Annotated in this window: 12 protein-coding genes; 3 read left to right on the top strand and 9 right to left on the bottom strand. The window is 69.3% G+C overall.

Translation table 11 applies throughout. The features are described from left to right. Positions 1-468: 468 nt before the first annotated feature. Together M3T53_RS09260 and M3T53_RS09255 are read right to left on the bottom strand one after the other, a co-directional pair. Positions 469-1896: an NAD-dependent malic enzyme gene (locus tag M3T53_RS09260; protein WP_272434235.1), complete on the bottom strand. Its 1428-nt coding sequence runs from the start codon at positions 1894-1896 to the stop codon at positions 469-471. Between the two features lie 111 nt (positions 1897-2007). Then, complete coding sequence (locus tag M3T53_RS09255; protein WP_272434234.1) at positions 2008-3204, bottom strand: ABC transporter permease subunit; 1197 nt, start codon at positions 3202-3204, stop codon at positions 2008-2010. A 136-nt stretch (positions 3205-3340) separates the two neighbouring features. On the opposite strand from M3T53_RS09255, the gene M3T53_RS09250 reads away from it, so the two are divergent. Further along, positions 3341-4516 (top strand): ROK family transcriptional regulator, encoded by a 1176-nt coding sequence (locus M3T53_RS09250; protein ID WP_272434233.1) that lies wholly within the window; start codon positions 3341-3343, stop codon positions 4514-4516. A gap of 8 nt (positions 4517-4524) precedes the next feature. Then, positions 4525-5277, top strand: a complete 753-nt coding sequence (locus M3T53_RS09245; RefSeq protein WP_272434232.1) for an ATP-binding cassette domain-containing protein — start codon at positions 4525-4527, stop codon at positions 5275-5277. A gap of 118 nt (positions 5278-5395) precedes the next feature. Here M3T53_RS09245 and M3T53_RS09240 read toward each other — a convergent pair whose 3' ends face one another. The 7 genes from M3T53_RS09240 to gatC form a co-directional block, all read right to left on the bottom strand. Next, entirely contained in the window at positions 5396-6520 is a 1125-nt protein-coding gene (locus M3T53_RS09240; RefSeq protein WP_272434231.1) for a substrate-binding domain-containing protein, read from the bottom strand. A 124-nt stretch (positions 6521-6644) separates the two neighbouring features. Beyond that, positions 6645-7910, bottom strand: a complete 1266-nt coding sequence (locus tag M3T53_RS09235) for an ABC transporter permease subunit (RefSeq protein WP_272434230.1) — start codon at positions 7908-7910, stop codon at positions 6645-6647. Between the two features lie 33 nt (positions 7911-7943). Next, the gene (locus tag M3T53_RS09230; protein WP_272434229.1) at positions 7944-9494 is read right to left on the bottom strand and encodes a sugar ABC transporter ATP-binding protein; all 1551 of its coding nucleotides are present in this window, start codon (positions 9492-9494) and stop codon (positions 7944-7946) included. 291 nt (positions 9495-9785) lie between these two features. Next, a complete protein-coding gene (locus M3T53_RS09225) occupies positions 9786-10100 on the bottom strand; it encodes a hypothetical protein (protein ID WP_272434228.1) in 315 nt (104 codons plus the stop codon). 129 nt (positions 10101-10229) lie between these two features. Beyond that, positions 10230-11726 carry an Asp-tRNA(Asn)/Glu-tRNA(Gln) amidotransferase subunit GatB gene (gatB, locus tag M3T53_RS09220; protein WP_272434227.1) on the bottom strand — a complete coding sequence of 499 codons (1497 nt, stop codon included), beginning with the start codon at positions 11724-11726 and terminating at the stop codon, positions 10230-10232. Beyond that, positions 11726-13231 (bottom strand): Asp-tRNA(Asn)/Glu-tRNA(Gln) amidotransferase subunit GatA, encoded by a 1506-nt coding sequence (gene gatA, locus M3T53_RS09215; protein WP_272434226.1) that lies wholly within the window; start codon positions 13229-13231, stop codon positions 11726-11728. The genes gatB and gatA overlap by 1 nt, the downstream gene beginning before the upstream one ends. Then, positions 13231-13527: an Asp-tRNA(Asn)/Glu-tRNA(Gln) amidotransferase subunit GatC gene (gatC, locus tag M3T53_RS09210; RefSeq protein ID WP_272434225.1), complete on the bottom strand. Its 297-nt coding sequence runs from the start codon at positions 13525-13527 to the stop codon at positions 13231-13233. The genes gatA and gatC overlap by 1 nt, the downstream gene beginning before the upstream one ends. 103 nt (positions 13528-13630) lie before the next feature. On the opposite strand from gatC, the gene M3T53_RS09205 reads away from it, so the two are divergent. Continuing rightward, a complete protein-coding gene (locus M3T53_RS09205; RefSeq protein ID WP_272434224.1) occupies positions 13631-14896 on the top strand; it encodes a phospholipase D-like domain-containing protein in 1266 nt (421 codons plus the stop codon). Positions 14897-14936: the final 40 nt, after the last annotated feature.

Raw genomic sequence — 14936 nt, 5'->3', positions numbered from 1 at the left:
CCACAACACACAACGCACCCACCCACACGAAAGAAAGCACCAGCCAAAAAACACCCCACCCACCCGCACGCAGAGGGGATCACGGAGGCTGAAAGACACCACTCCTTGCTCGGGATTGTGCAGTTGCTGTTAGCCCAAGCGCTGGCGCATGGGGCATGCGACCGACGGGGCCTCCAAGCCAACGAAAACCATCCCCCACAGGCGGATGGGATGGGACGCAGCCGATGGGATAGGACGCAACGAATGGGAAGCGGATGGGATAGGACGCAACGAATGGGAAGCGGATGGGATGGGACGCAGCGGATGGGATGAGACGCAACCAATGGGATGGGACGCAAGCGCACGGGATCAGATACGGAATGGGATGTCGGATCTCCCCCAAACAACGGCTCCCGCACATGCCGACGGCGGCCCGCTCCCACCACGGGAACAAGGCCGCCGCCAGCCAGAACGCGACGAGCCGCGCGCTCACTCCACTCGCAGATCCTCCTGAACCGGGATATCGACCGTCGGCAGATCACGAACCGCCCGACGAACCTCCCGCGAAACCGCGGGAGCCACCCGCTCGTCGAAAACGCCCGGGATGATGTAGTTCGCGCTCAACTCGTCGGAGGAGATCACCTCGGCGATCGCCACCGCGGCCACGCGCAGCAGCTCCGTCGTGATCTCCTTGACCTTCGCATCCAACAACCCCCGGAACAGGCCGGGGAACGCCAGCACGTTGTTGATCTGATTGGCGAAGTCCGACCGACCCGTCGCCACGATCGCGGCGTGCTCGGCCGCAGCGATCGGATCGACCTCGGGGGTCGGATTCGCCAACGCGAAGACGATCGCGTCCTGCGCCATCGTCGCGATGTCGTCGCCGGTGAGGATGTCGCCCTGCGACACCCCGATGAACACGTCCGCGTCGACGAGCCCCTCGCGCAGGCCGCCGTGCACCAGGCGCGGGTTCGTCGCCTCCGCCAGCGCCTTGCGCGACGGGTGCATCCCCTCGGTGTCGTCCGCGGCCAGCGCGCCCGTCCGTCCGTACCCGACGATGTCCCGCGCGCCCTGGGCCAGCAGGAGCCGGATGATCGCATTGCCCGCGGCCCCCACGCCCGAGACGACAATCCGCACGTCCTCGATCCTCTTGCCGACGAGCTTGAGGGCGTTGATCAGGGCGGCGAGGACGACGATGGCGGTGCCGTGCTGATCGTCGTGGAAGACGGGGATGTCGAGCTCGGCGCGCAGGCGCTCCTCGATCTCGAAGCACCGGGGCGCGGAGATATCCTCCAGGTTGATGCCGCCATAGGCCGGGGCGATCGCCTTGACGATCGAGATGATCTCCTCGGTGTCCTTCGTGTCGAGGACCACCGGCCAGGCGTCGACTCCGCCGAACTCCTTGAAGAGGACCGCCTTGCCCTCCATTACCGGCAGCGCGGCCTCTGGCCCGATGTCGCCCAGGCCGAGCACCGCAGTCCCGTCGGAGACGACCGCCACGGTGTTTGCCTTCATCGTCAGCAGGTGGGCCTTCTGCGGCATGTCGTGGATCGCCGTGCACACGCGAGCGACCCCGGGGGTGTAGGCGCGCGACAGGTCGTCGCGGTTGCGCAGCGGGACCTTCGAGGAGATCTCGATCTTGCCGCCGATATGGGACATGAAGGTCTGGTCGGCCACCGACGAGACGGACACGCCGGGCAGGGCCGCGAGGGCGGCGCGCACCTCGCGACGGTGCTCGGAGTTGCGCATGTCGCAGGTCAAGTCGATGACGAGGCGCCCGCGATCCGAGTCCGCGACGTCGAAGCCCTTGACCTCGGCCCCCGTGGCGGCGACCGCGTCGACGACGCCGGCGATCGAGGTCCGAGACTCCTCAACCGTCAAGCGGTAGGAGGCCGTGTACGAGGGGGAATTACGCATCTGAGGATTCCTTCACTGCCGAGGCGCGAACGCATACCGCCCCCCATCGTAGGCATCCGCATCCGCGCTCTGAATGCCAAGTCCATCACCCGGCCCCGCTCCGCGCTCGGCTCACGTGGTCAGCAGCGGCCTCGTCCTGGGCTCGTCCTCGGCGCCCCGGCGCCGCACGGCGTCCAGCGTCACCGCGACGAGGAGCACCAGTCCCTTGACGACCTGCGCGCGATCCGAACCGACCCCCACCAGCAGAAGGCCGTTGACGAGGACCCCCATGAGAGCCGCGCCCATGACCGCGCCCATGATCGAGCCCCGCCCGCCGGAGATCGCCGCGCCCCCGATGAACACGGCGACGATGGCGTCGAGCTCCCACCCCATCCCGTCCTGCGGGCCCGCCGCGGTCGAGCGCCCCGCGAACATCAGTCCCGCGAGCGCCGCGAGCGCCCCCATGTTGACCATGACGAGCATCTGGACCCTCGTGACGTCGACGCCCGACAGCTCGGCCGCCCGCAGGTTCCCGCCGACCGCCCTGACGTGCCGACCGAACGCCGTGCGCTTGGACACCACCTCGTAGACGAGGACGAGGACGACGATGACCACGCCGGGCACCGGGAAGGACGTCCCCTCCCGCCCCGTGCCGAAGAGCCACACGAGGACCCCCGCGGCGACGACGACGGCCGCGCACTCGATCCTGACGCCGCGCGCGCCCGCCTCGATCCCCAGTCTGCGGGAGCGCCGCGCATGCGAGACGAGGCGCCAGGCCACGACGACGGCGGCGACAACGGCCCCGAAGACGAGGGTCGCGGCGTCGACGCCCACGACCCTCCCCCAGTCGGGCAGATAACCGGCGCCGAGGACCGTGAACTCGCGGGGGACGGGCAGGGACAGGGATTGGGAGGCCCACTGGACCGCCCCGCGTAAGACGAGCATCCCGACGATCGTCACGATGAGGGCCGGGATCCGCAGTCGCGAGACGAACAGCCCCTGTATCGCGCCGACGCCGGCTCCGACGCACAGGCCGAGAATCATCCCGCCCCACCACGGCACCCCCCAGGATGCGATCGCCACGGCGGCCGACATCGACGCGAAGGCCGCGACCGATCCGACCGACACGTCGAGCTGGTTGATCGTCACGACGAGGACCATGCCGATCGTCAGGACGACGATATGGGCGTTGGCCGTGACGATGTTCTGCAGATTCGATGCGACGAGCATGTGCCCGCCCGTGACCGCGTGGAAGAAGAGCGCTGTGACGATCACGAGGATCCCGACCGTGTGGGTCTGGGAGGCCCTCAGTGCCAGCCGATGGAACATGAAGTCGTCTCCTGTGTCAACGCCTCGTCGCGGATACGGTCCCGTCAGTCTAGGAGTTCGGCCGCCCGCAGTCACACGCTCTGCCCTGCCGCGACGACGTCCCCGCGCGCCGCCGGCCACTCGCTATCCTGATGAGGTGCCGACGAAGAACGCCCCCGCGGGGTCGCAGTCCTCCCTGAGGGAGGCGAATGCCGCGCGCGTTCTCGAGGCCGTCAAGCGCTACGGGAGGATCACCCAGGTCGAGTTATCGGCCGCCACGGGGCTGGCGCCCGCGACGATCTCGAACATCGTCAAGCAGCTTGCCTCCCAGGGGGCTGTCGACCTGCAGAGTACGATCCGCTCGGGCAGGCGCGCTCAGCTCGTCACCCTCGCCCGCTCCTCGACCCTGGTGGCCGGATTGGCGATCGGCCGCCGCTCCTTGCGCCTGTGCCTGGCGGACTCGTCGGGCAGCGTCGACCTGCGTCAGACGATGCCCCTGCCCGCCGATCATCGGATCGACGCGACCCTCGACCGCGCGGCCCTGCTAATCATGGACCTCCTGGAGTCCTCCGCGGCCGGCCCGGATGATCTCGCGGGCGTGGGCGTCACGGTCCCCGCCCCGGTCGATCCGGCGACCCGCAGGATCTCGCTGCCGGGGATCATGCGCGGGTGGGAGGACGTCGACATCCCCGAGGTCCTGTCCGCTCGTCTGGGCAAGGGCGTGATCATCGAGAACGACGCGAACGCGGCGGTCATCGCCGAGAACCGGCTCGGCGCCCTGCGGGGGACCTCCTCGTGCGTCTACGTGCGCGCCTCGTACCACACCGGCGCGGGCATCCTCCTCGACGGGCGGCTTCACGCCGGCCCCGGTGGCATCGCCGGGGAGATCGGGCACGTCGTCGTCAGCCCGACCGGCCCGATCTGCGCGTGCGGATCGCGCGGCTGCCTCAACACCGTCGTCGGGGCCGATGCGCTCGTCGACCTCCTGCGCCTGTCGCGCGGCCCGATGACCCTTCAGGACCTCCTGTCGGGGGCGATCAACGGCGATCCGGGGTGCCGACAGGTCCTCGTCGACGCGGGGACGTCGATCGGGGCGGTCCTGGCGGACGCCGTCATCGTCACCGGGGTCGAGCGGGTCGCCGTCGGCGGGGAGCTGATGGAGGCCGGGGAGCTGCTGCTCGCGCCGATCCGCGAGGCCCTGACGGCCCGGCCCTTCGCGCGGGCGGCGGGCGTCGAGGTCGTCGCCTCCGCTCTCGGCGCCGACGCCGAGCCCCTGGGCGCGCTGTCGTTGGCCGCCGACGAATTCATCCCGACGTACGCACTGACCAGTTAGGAGGACCCATGGAACGCCCCTCCCCTCTTCTCGAGGTCCACGGCCTGACCAAGCGGTTCGGCGGGGTTGAGGCCCTCATCGACGTCGACTTCGCCGTGGGGGGCCACGAGGTCGTCGCCCTCGTCGGCGACAACGCGGCGGGCAAGTCGACGCTGGCCCGGGTCCTGTCGGGCGTCGTCTCGCCCGACGCGGGGCGGATCCTCTTCGAGGGGGAGCCCGTCGTCCTGTCGTCAGCCCAGCAGGCGCTGCGGCTGGGGATCGCCACGGTGTTCCAGGAGACGGCGCTGTGCGAGAACCTGGACGTCGCCTCGAACATCTTCCTCGGGCGAGAGCGCTTCACCGGCGGCCTCCTCGACGAGGACGAGATGGAGTTCCTCGCCCGCGACTACCTCGACCGCCTCGGGTCGAGGATCCCCGACGTCCGCGTCCCCTTGCACCGCCTGACCGCGGGCCAGCGCCAGTGCGTGGCCGTGGCCCGCACCCTCGTCACCGAGCCGAGGCTCGTGATCCTCGACGAGCCGACGGCGTCGATGTCGATCTCGCAGACCGCGGAGGTGCTCGTGCATATCGAGCGCCTGCGGGACATGGGTCTGGGCGTCGTCTACATCTCCCACAACCTCGTCGACGTCCACGCCGTCGCCGACCGGATCGAGGTCCTGCGCCACGGACGCAACAACGGGTCCTTCGACGCCTACGAGTCGACGACGGAGGAGGTCATCGCCGCGATCACCGGGGCATCGAGGATCCCGTTGCGCCGGTAACCGATAATGGGACCTTTCACGGCCGATGGCCCTCCCTCCGCGCGGGCGGAGGGAGGGCCATCGGATGTTCGGGGTCGGCGTTCCCGGCGGGCGGTCGGCCCGCCGGGAACGCCGGGCCTCACTTGGCCGCGTTGACGAGCTCCATGCGGTGGGCGTCGTCCTTGTAGACGTCGGCCGCGTTGTCGGCGGTGACGATCTGGGGAGTCAGGAGGAAGGACTTGACGGGGTTGCCGGCCATCGACTCGTACTGCTCGGAGTCGAGGGTTGCGCCGTCGACCTTGGGCTCGGCCGCGCCCTTGGCCAGTTCGATGGCCAGCGCGATCGTGGACTTCACCAGCGGACGGGTGTCCTTGAAGATCGTCGAGTACTGCTTGCCCTGGGTGACGAGGGTGACGGACTCGTCCTCGGAGTCCTGGCCGGTGACGACCGGGACGGGCTTGCCGGCCTGCTCGACGGCGGTGATGATCGCGCGCCCGAGGGTGTCGTTGGGCGACAGGACGCCGTCGGGGACCTCGTCGCCCTGGTAGGTCGAGGTCAGCAGGGCCGCCATCCGGTCCTGGGCGTTCTTGGGCAGCCAGCCCTGGGTGGCGACCTGGGTGAACTCCGCCTGCCCGGACTTGACGACGACGGTGCCGTCGTCGATCTTGGGCTGGAGGACGTCCATGGCGCCGCCGAAGAACTTCAGGGAGTTCGAGTCGTCGGGGGACCCGCCGAACAGTTCGATGTCCCACGGGCCCTCGCCGGCCTTGGCCTCCAGGCCCTCGAGGAGGGCCTGGCCCTGGAGCTGACCGACGCCGAAGTTGTCGTAGGCGATGTAGTAGTCGAGGTCGGTGGTGTTGGTCAGGAGGCGGTCGTAGGCGACGACTGTGATGCCGGCATCCTTGGCGGCCTTGAGCTGGGTGCCGAGCTGGGAGCCGTCGATGGCGCCGATGACGAGGACCTGCACGCCGTTCTCGATCATGGCGGACACCTGGTTCTGCTGCTCGGCGACGCCGCCGTTGGCGAACTGGATCGTGCAGTCGATCCCCTGCTCGGCGCAGTTCTCCTTGAACATGTCCTCGGCCTCGACCCAGTTCTGCGAGGTCTTCTGGGGCATGGCGATGCCCACGGAGATCGCGCCCTCGGCGGGGGCCGATTCGCCGCCCGAGGCGGGGGCGGACGTGTCGCGCGCTCCGCACGCGCTCATGGTCATGGTGGTCGCGGCGATGGCGAGCACCGCTGCCGCGGTCTTGAGAGTCTTCATTGTCTCCACTCCACATGTCGTGATTGACGGATCAGTGTTTCGATGACTGCCGCATCGGCCGATCGACCGGCGCGGTCCGGGTTCCCCCGGTGCTCGGGCGCCCGGGCGGGCGCCCTCGGTCCCTTCAGTCGGAGGAACCGGAAGGCGTGGGCTCCGCGGGGCTGCGGAGCTGTTTGCGCTGCTCGGCGGCGTTCTGGAACATCCCGATGATCGAGCGCTTGCCCTGCCGCTTGGAGTAGACGTCGACCGCGACCGCCAGGAGGAGGACGAGGCCCTTGATGATCTGCGTGAGATCGGAGCCGACGCCCAGGAGCTGGAGGCCGTTGTTGAGGAAGGCCATGACGAGGGCGCCGACCATGGTTCCCATGATCGTGCCGACGCCGCCGGACACGGCGGCTCCGCCGATGAAGACCGCGGCGATCGCGTCGAGCTCCCAGGCGTTGCCGTCGGCGGGGCCCGAGGCGGTCGATCGGCCGATGAAGAGCATTCCGGCGAGGGCGGCGAGGAACGCCGAGTTGCAGATGACGAAGAAGTTCGTCTTGACGACCTTGACGCCGGTGAGCTCGGCGGCGGCCTTGTTGCCGCCGATCGCGTAGATCGAGCGTCCCAGGACGGTGCGATCGGCGATGAAGGAGTAGACGACGGCGAGGACGACGACGATGACGCCGGGGATGGGGAAGGAGGTGCCGGGGCGCCCGGTGGCGAAGATCCATCCGAAGGCGATGATGATGCCGCCGATGACGAGGGCGCGCACGACGGGGACCCACACGGGTGTGGGATCGGCCTCGAACTGGCGGCGGTTGCGGTGGCCGTTCCACTCGGCCCAGGCGATCGCGGCGGCGGCCAGGACGGCGAGGATCATCGTCGGCAGGTTGAAGGGGATGACGTCGGGGGCGATGTCGGGCAGGTACCCGGCGCCGAGGGTTTGGAAGAGCTCGGGGACGGGAACGGTCAGCGACTTGCCGATGAGCTGGTTGACGCCGCGGAAGAGGAGCATGCCGCCGAGGGTGACGATGAACGCGGGGATCCCCCAGGTGGCGACCCAGAAGCCCTGCCAGGCCCCGATGACGAGGCCCACGCCGATGCCCAGGGCGATGGCGAGCCAGGGGTTGAGGCTCCAGTCGCGCATGGCCACGGCGACGACGATGCCGACGGTGGCGGCGACCGAGCCGACCGACAGGTCGATGTGCCCGGCGATGATGACGAGCACCATGCCGATGGCCAGGACGAGGACGTAGGTGTTGCCCATGACGAGGTTCATCAGGTTCTGGGCCTGGAAGACCTTGCCCCCCGTTTGGAACTGGAAGAACAGCGCGATGGCCGCGAGCGCGGCGATCATGCCGATCTGGCGGAAGTCGCCGCCGAAGAGTGCTGTGAAGTCCTTCTTCATCGAAGTGGGTCCTTTGATGGTCGTATGACGGGGTCAGTGGGCGGTGTGGCTGGTCATCAAGTGCATGAGGCTCTCCTGGGTGGCCTGCGCGGTGGGCACGCACCCGGTGACCTCTCCTTCGAAGATCGTGTAGATCCGGTCGGTGATCCCCAGGAGCTCGGGGAGTTCGGAGGAGATGACGATGACCGCCTTGCCCTGCGCGGCGAGGGCGTGGATGAAGGTGTAGATCTCGTACTTGGCGCCGACGTCGATGCCGCGGGTGGGCTCGTCGAGGATGAGGACCTCGGGGTCGGTGAACATCCACTTGGCGAGGACGACCTTCTGCTGGTTGCCCCCCGACAGGGTGGAGACCCCGGTGGTCACCGACGGCGCCTTGATGCGCAGGTCCTTGCGGTACTGCTCGGCGTGGGCCTTGCCGGCCTCGATGTCGAGGGCGCCGCGGCGCAGGATCTTCGAGGGCTTGGCGGACACGACGGATTCGTGGATGAGTTCGAGGAGGTTGAGGCCGAGCATCTTGCGGTCCTCGGGCAGGTAGGCGATCCCGGCGTCGATGGCCTCGGGGACGGAGGCGGCGCGCACGGGCTGTCCGTCGATGAGGATCTGGCCGGATTCGTAGACGCCGTAGGAGCGGCCGAAGACGGATCGGGCGAGCTCGGTGCGCCCGGCGCCCATGAGTCCGGCGATGCCGACGACTTCTCCGGCGCGGGCGTCGAGGGAGGACCCCTTGCAGACGAAGCGCTCGGCGTTGAGGGGGTGGCGGACCCACCAGTCGCGGATCTCGAATTTGACGGGGCCGATGTGCGGTTCGTGGTCGGGGTACCTGTTGTCGAGGGAGCGGCCGACCATCAGGCTGATGATCCGGTCCTGGTCGATGCCCCCGTCGTCGGCGGCGTCGATCCAGCCGACGGTCTTGCCGTCGCGGATGACGGTGATGGCGTCGGAGACGGCGGCGACCTCGTCGAGCTTGTGGGAGATCATGATCATGGCGACGCCGCGTTCGCGCTGCTTGCGCATGAGGTCGAGGAGGTGGGCGGATTCCTCTTCGTTGAGGGCCGAGGTTGGCTCGTCGAGGATGAGGAGCCGGACGTCCTTGGCGAGGGCCTTGGCGATTTCGACGAGCTGCTGCTTGCCGACGCCGATGTCCTTGATGAGGGTGTCGGGGTGCTCGTCGAGGCCGACTTCGGCCATGTACTTGCGGGCGAGGGAGCGGGTGGCGTTCCAGTCGATGACGCCGTTCTTCTTGACCTCGTTGCCCATGAACATGTTCTCGGCGACGGAGAGCTGGGGGATGAGGGCGAGTTCCTGGTGGATGATGACGATGCCGGCGCGCTCGGAGTCGCGGATGCTGGCGAAGCGCATCTCCTGGCCGTCGTAGAGGATCTGCCCGGAGTAGCTCCCGTGGGGGTGGACGCCCGAGAGCACTTTCATCAGGGTGGATTTGCCGGCTCCGTTCTCCCCGCAGATCGCGTGGATCTGCGCGTGGCGCACCTGGAGGTTGACGTCGTCGAGGGCGATGACCCCCGGGAAGACCTTCGTGATGGAGCGCATCTCCAAGATGATGCGTTCGCGTGGTGATTCAGTCATGAGCTCTCCGCTGAACTGTGGACCGGGTGGCGTCGATGGGGCGGCGTCGTGTTCTCGACTCCGGTTCCCCTTCAGCGGATAGTGTGCGTCCTCCCGGGGGCGCCCACCCCTTATTTTCACGGAATGTAATCTATCTGTAATCTTGACTTCATAACTTGAACTCATGGAGAAAGGCCCGCACGACGCTGCGCCGCCGAGATCCCACGCGCGCAGCGGGTGTCGAACCACGGCCCCGCAGACGAAGCGGCGGCCCGCCCCCATGGGCCGACCGCCGCGGACTCACCCGTCTCCTCACCCGTCGAGGCCGGACTCCTCCTCGTCGAGGACCGGACCGACCGGCGCCGCCGGCCCCGACGATCCGTCGGCACGACGACCCGACGCCCGCGCGATCATCACGGCGACGAGCGCCCCGCACACGACGAGGCACAACTGGGAGGCCATGCTCAACGCATCGGTGAGAAGGAGGACCGGCCGACTCACCGGGCTCATCCCGCCCGATTCGACGACGGGACGGAGGATCAGGGTGGGGATGTGCCGCAGCACCAGTGCCGCGATGCCGAAGACCAGACTCCACATCCCAACCGACAGACGAAGGACTCCCACCATCACCACACCCTTTCGCATCAGGACCGATCGGCACGACGAACTCCCCCCATCCTCGCAGATCCCCCGCCCCCCGGTGAGCAAACGGCGGGGCCCCGCCGATCCTCCCGGCGGGGCCCCGCGACGCGACGATCAGGCGCCGATCATCTCCATGATGAGCTCGCGCACGCGCGCCGCATCCGCCTGGCCGCGCGTCGCCTTCATCACCGCGCCGACGAGCGCCCCCGCCGCCGCGACCTTGCCGCCCCTGATCTTCTCCACGACATCCGGATTCGCCTCCAGCGCCTCGCGAACGGCCGCCGACAGCGCCCCGTCGTCCGAGACCACCTCGAGCCCACGGGCCTCGACAACATCCGTCGCAGACCCCTCGCCCGCGAGCACGCCCTCGAGGACCTGACGGGCCAGCTTGTCGTTGATCCGGCCCGAATCCACGAGCCCCTGAAGCTCGGCGACCTGCGCGGGCGTCACCGGCATCTCCTCCAGCGCCGTCTCGCGCTCCTTCGCGCGCCGAGACAGCTCGCCCATCCACCACTTGCGGGCCGCGGCCGCAGACGCCCCCGCCGCCACCGTCGCCTCGATGAGCTCCACGGCACCGGCGTTGACGACGTCGCGCATCTCCATGTCCGCGAAACCCCACTCCTGGCGCAGACGGCGGCGCTTGGCCACCGGCAGCTCCGGCAGGGACGCGCGGATCTCCTCGACCCACTCGCGGGAAGGCGCGACCGGCACCAGATCCGGCTCCGGGAAGTAGCGGTAGTCCTCCGCGTCCGACTTCTCCCGGCCCGCCGACGTCGACCCGTCCTCCTCGTGGAAGTGACGGGTCTCCTGGACGACGGACCCGCCGTCGGCGAGGATCCGGCCCTGGCGCTGCATCTCGTAGCGCACCGCCGCCGCAATCCCGCGGAACGAATTGACGTTCTTCGTCTCCGTGCGCGTCCCCAACGGGGCGTCCGGGCCCGGGCGCAGCGACACGTTGACGTCGGCGCGGACGTTGCCGCGCTCCATGCGCGCCTCGGAGACCCCCAGCGCTCGGAAGATGTCGCGCAGGGTCTGAACGTAGGCGGCCGCCACCTCCGGGGCGCGGGACCCCGCCCCCAGGATCGGACGGGTGACGATCTCAACGAGGGGAACGCCCGCCCGGTTGTAGTCCACCAAGGAGTGATCGGCGCCCTGAATGCGCCCGTCGGCGCCGCCGATGTGCGTGTTCTTGCCCGCGTCCTCCTCCATGTGCGCCCGTTCGATCTCGACGCGGAACACCGTCCCGTCCTCCAGCTCGACGTCGACATGGCCGTCGTAGGCGATCGGCTCGTCCGACTGGGACGTCTGGAACGCCTTCGTCAGATCCGGGTAGAAGTAGTTCTTGCGCGCGAAACGGCAGTGCTCGGCGATCCGGCAGTTGAGGGCCAGCCCGATGCGGATCGCGTACTCCACCGCCGTCCGGTTGACGACCGGCAGCGACCCGGGCAGCCCCAGGGACACCGGGGTGACGTACGTGTTCGGGTCCCCGCCGAAGGCGTTGGGCGCCGCGTCGAACATCTTCGTCGCCGTCCCCAGCTCGACGTGGACCTCGATCCCCAGAACCGGGTCGAATCCGGCGACGACCTCGTCGTAGTCCATGAGCTCGCTCATCACTTCTCCTCCCACTGCGCCGCCGGGCACGCGCCCGCCACGTCGCCGCTCAGTGTCTCGACGAGCTGGGCGACCTCGTACATCCTCAGATCCGCGTGCGCCGGCGCGATGATCTGGAAGCCGATCGGCAGCCCCTCGGCGCTCACCGCGTTCGGCACGCTCATCGCGGGCACGCCCGCCAGATTCGCCGGGATCGTCGCGATGTCGTTGAGGTACATCGCCATCGGGTCGTCGGTCTTCTCCCCGAACCTGAACGCGGTGGTCGGCGCCGTCGGGGACACGAGGACGTCGACCTCGTCGAACACCCGCGCGAAATCGCGCTGGATCAGCGTGCGCACCTTCTGCGCCGACCCGTAGTAGGCGTCGAAATAGCCGGCCGACAGCACATGCGTGCCCAGGATGATCCGCCGCTTGACCTCGTCGCCGAAACCGGCCTCCCGCGTCGCCGCCATCACCGACGCCGCCGTCACCGGGACGTCCGTCGGCTCGACCCGGATGCCGTAGCGCATCCCGTCGAAGCGCGCGAGGTTCGAGGACACCTCGGCGGGCATGATGAGGTAGTAGGCGGCCAGCGCGTAGTCGAAGCTCGGGCACGAGACCTCGACGATCTCGGCGCCCGCGGCGCGCAGCCCCTCGACGGTCGAGGTGAACGCGGCGAGGACCTCGTCCTGGTACCCCTCCCCGGACAGCTCCTTGACGACGCCGACGCGCAGCCCCTCGACGCGCCCCGCGGCCGACACCGCGGACACGGCGTCGACCAGGGCCCCCACCGGCTCGTCCAGGGAGGTCGAGTCGAGGGGGTCGTGCCCGCCGATGACCTCGGTCAGCGCGGCCGCGTCCGCCACCGTGCGGGTCACCGGGCCGATCTGATCGAGGGAGGAGGCCATGGCGATGAGGCCGTAGCGCGACACCGCCCCGTAGGTCGGCTTGGCGCCGACCGTCCCCGTGACCGACCCGGGCTGGCGGATCGACCCGCCCGTGTCCGAGCCCAGCGCCAGCGGCACCATGAACGCGGCGACCGCCGCCGCCGAACCTCCCCCGGAGCCGCCGGGGATGCGCTCGACATCCCACGGGTTGAGGGTCGGCCCGAACGCCGAGTGCTCGGTCGACGACCCCATGGCGAACTCGTCCATGTTCGTCTTGCCGACGATCGGCATCCCCGCCTCGCGGATGCGGGTGACGACGGTCGCGTCGTAGGGTGGGCGCCAATCCCCGAGGATCTTCGAGGCGCACGTCGTCGGCATCCCGCGCGCGACCATGTTGTCCTTCAGCGCGATGGGGACCCCCGCGAGGCGGTGGAGCTCCTCCCCCGCGGCGCGTCGGGCGTCGACGTCGGCCGCGGCGGCGAGCGCGCCCTCGCGGTCGACATGGAGGAACGCGTTGATCCGAGGGTTGAGCGCGTCGATCCGGTCGAGGCACGCGCCCGTCAGCTCGACGGAGGTGATCTCGCCGGAGGCCAGCAGATCGGCCAGTTCGAGGGCGGACTTGGCGAGCAGGTCGTTCATCATTCCTCCCCGAGGATCTGAGGGACGAGGAACATCCCGTCCTGGGCCGCCGGGGCCTGGGACAGGACCTCGTCGCGATCGAGGGTCTGGGCGACGACGTCGTCGCGCAGGACGTTCGTCAACGGGATCGGGTGGGAGGTCGCCGGGATCTCGTCGGTGGCGACCTCGGCGACCTTGGCGACCGAGTCGGCGATGACGTCGAGCTCGCCGGCGAAGCGCTCGATCTCCTCCGGGGTCAGGGCGATATGGGCCAGGCCCGCGACGCGGGCGACCTCGTCAGTGCTAATACGTGGCATGACCCGCATCCTACCCGCGCCCACCGGCCCGGTCCCACCCGCCGAGGTGCGCGCCCCTCCGCTGCGGTGCGCGCCCGTCCGCGCACCCACTACCCTGTCCCCCATGGCGATCTCATGGCGACTTCCCCGGCCCCGTTCGACGTGGACCGTCCTCAAGAGGATCGCCCTGGGAGTCGGGATCGCCCAGGCCGGCGCCATCATCGCCGTCCACGCCGTCGACCGGATGCGCAAGCAGCGCGTGCCCGGCGGCGTCCACGGGTTCCCGGCGCTGCCCCCCGCCGACACCCCCATCGGGTCGATGGACGCGCGCACCTACACCGAGGGTCACTCCCTCTACTCCGACATGCTCGCCGCCATCGAGGGCGCCGAGCACCACGTGTTCTTCGAGACCTTCATCTGGCGCTCGGACGAGTGGGGGACGCGCTTCAAGGACGCCCTCATCGCCGCCGCCCGCCGGGGAGTCGACGTCTTCTGCGTGTGGGACGGCTTCGGCGTCCTCAACCAGGACCCGCGCTTCTACCGCTTCCCCGACCTCCCCCACCTCCACCTGCGCCGCTTCCCCGCCCTGCGCTCGGGCCTGTTCACCTTCAACATCCGCAAGACCGGCCAGGACCACCGCAAGATCCTCGTCGTCGACGGGGACGTCGGATTCATCGGCGGCTACAACATCGGCAACCCCTTCGCCGACGAGTGGCGCGACACCCACGTGCGGGTCACCGGGGACGCCGTGTGGGAGCTGGAGAACGGCTTCGTCGACTTCTGGAACCACTTCCGCCCCAGGGGCGCGCCCGTCCTGCCCGACCGGGGGGCCCGCAAATGGAACGCGGCGGTGACCGCCGCGTTCAACCTGCCCGAGCGGATGCTCTACCCGATCCGCGGCATGTACATCGACGCGATGGAGCGGGCCACCGACCGCATCCTCATCACCACCGCCTACTTCATCCCCGACCGGGAGATCCTCAACGCCCTCAAGGCCGCGGCCCGGCGCGGGGTGCGCATCCGGGTCCTCATCCCCGAGTACTCCAACCACATCATGGCCGACTGGGTGGCCCGCCCCTATTACGGGGAGCTCCTGCGCGAGGGGATCGAGATCTGGCTCTACCAGCACGCGATGGTCCACTCCAAGACGATGACGGTCGACGGCGTGTGGTCGACGATCGGGACGGCGAACATCGATCGGCTCTCGATGCGGGGCAACTACGAGGTCAACATGCAATTCCACTCCCGCCGCCTGGCCGAGCGGATGGAGGAGATCTTCGACAACGACCTGACGACCTCCCGGCGGTACACCTTCGCCGAGTGGGAGAGCCGGACGCTGCTCACCCGGATCGGCGAACACCTCCTGCACCCCTTCGAATTCATCGTCTGACCGGGGCCGCCGAGAACCCGGGCCCCGGTCCTACGACACG

The sequence above is a fragment of the Actinomyces sp. B33 genome, from assembly GCF_028437565.1.
Taxonomy (GTDB): domain Bacteria; phylum Actinomycetota; class Actinomycetes; order Actinomycetales; family Actinomycetaceae; genus Pauljensenia.
This window is presented reverse-complemented; position numbering and strand designations above follow the sequence as displayed.

What these genes read in the sequence shown, in the direction of transcription:
- gatC (WP_272434225.1), bottom strand. Translation starts at nt 13,527, where the DNA reads ATGCCACGTATTAGCACTGACGAGGTCGCCCGCGTCGCGGGCCTGGCC.
- gatB (WP_272434227.1), bottom strand. Translation starts at nt 11,726, where the DNA reads ATGAGCGAGCTCATGGACTACGACGAGGTCGTCGCCGGATTCGACCCG.
- M3T53_RS09260 (WP_272434235.1), bottom strand. Translation starts at nt 1,896, where the DNA reads ATGCGTAATTCCCCCTCGTACACGGCCTCCTACCGCTTGACGGTTGAG.
- M3T53_RS09235 (WP_272434230.1), bottom strand. Translation starts at nt 7,910, where the DNA reads ATGAAGAAGGACTTCACAGCACTCTTCGGCGGCGACTTCCGCCAGATC.
- M3T53_RS09255 (WP_272434234.1), bottom strand. Translation starts at nt 3,204, where the DNA reads ATGTTCCATCGGCTGGCACTGAGGGCCTCCCAGACCCACACGGTCGGG.
- M3T53_RS09230 (WP_272434229.1), bottom strand. Translation starts at nt 9,494, where the DNA reads ATGACTGAATCACCACGCGAACGCATCATCTTGGAGATGCGCTCCATC.
- gatA (WP_272434226.1), bottom strand. Translation starts at nt 13,231, where the DNA reads ATGAACGACCTGCTCGCCAAGTCCGCCCTCGAACTGGCCGATCTGCTG.
- M3T53_RS09225 (WP_272434228.1), bottom strand. Translation starts at nt 10,100, where the DNA reads ATGGTGGGAGTCCTTCGTCTGTCGGTTGGGATGTGGAGTCTGGTCTTC.
- M3T53_RS09245 (WP_272434232.1), top strand. Translation starts at nt 4,525, where the DNA reads ATGGAACGCCCCTCCCCTCTTCTCGAGGTCCACGGCCTGACCAAGCGG.
- M3T53_RS09240 (WP_272434231.1), bottom strand. Translation starts at nt 6,520, where the DNA reads ATGAAGACTCTCAAGACCGCGGCAGCGGTGCTCGCCATCGCCGCGACC.
- M3T53_RS09205 (WP_272434224.1), top strand. Translation starts at nt 13,631, where the DNA reads ATGGCGATCTCATGGCGACTTCCCCGGCCCCGTTCGACGTGGACCGTC.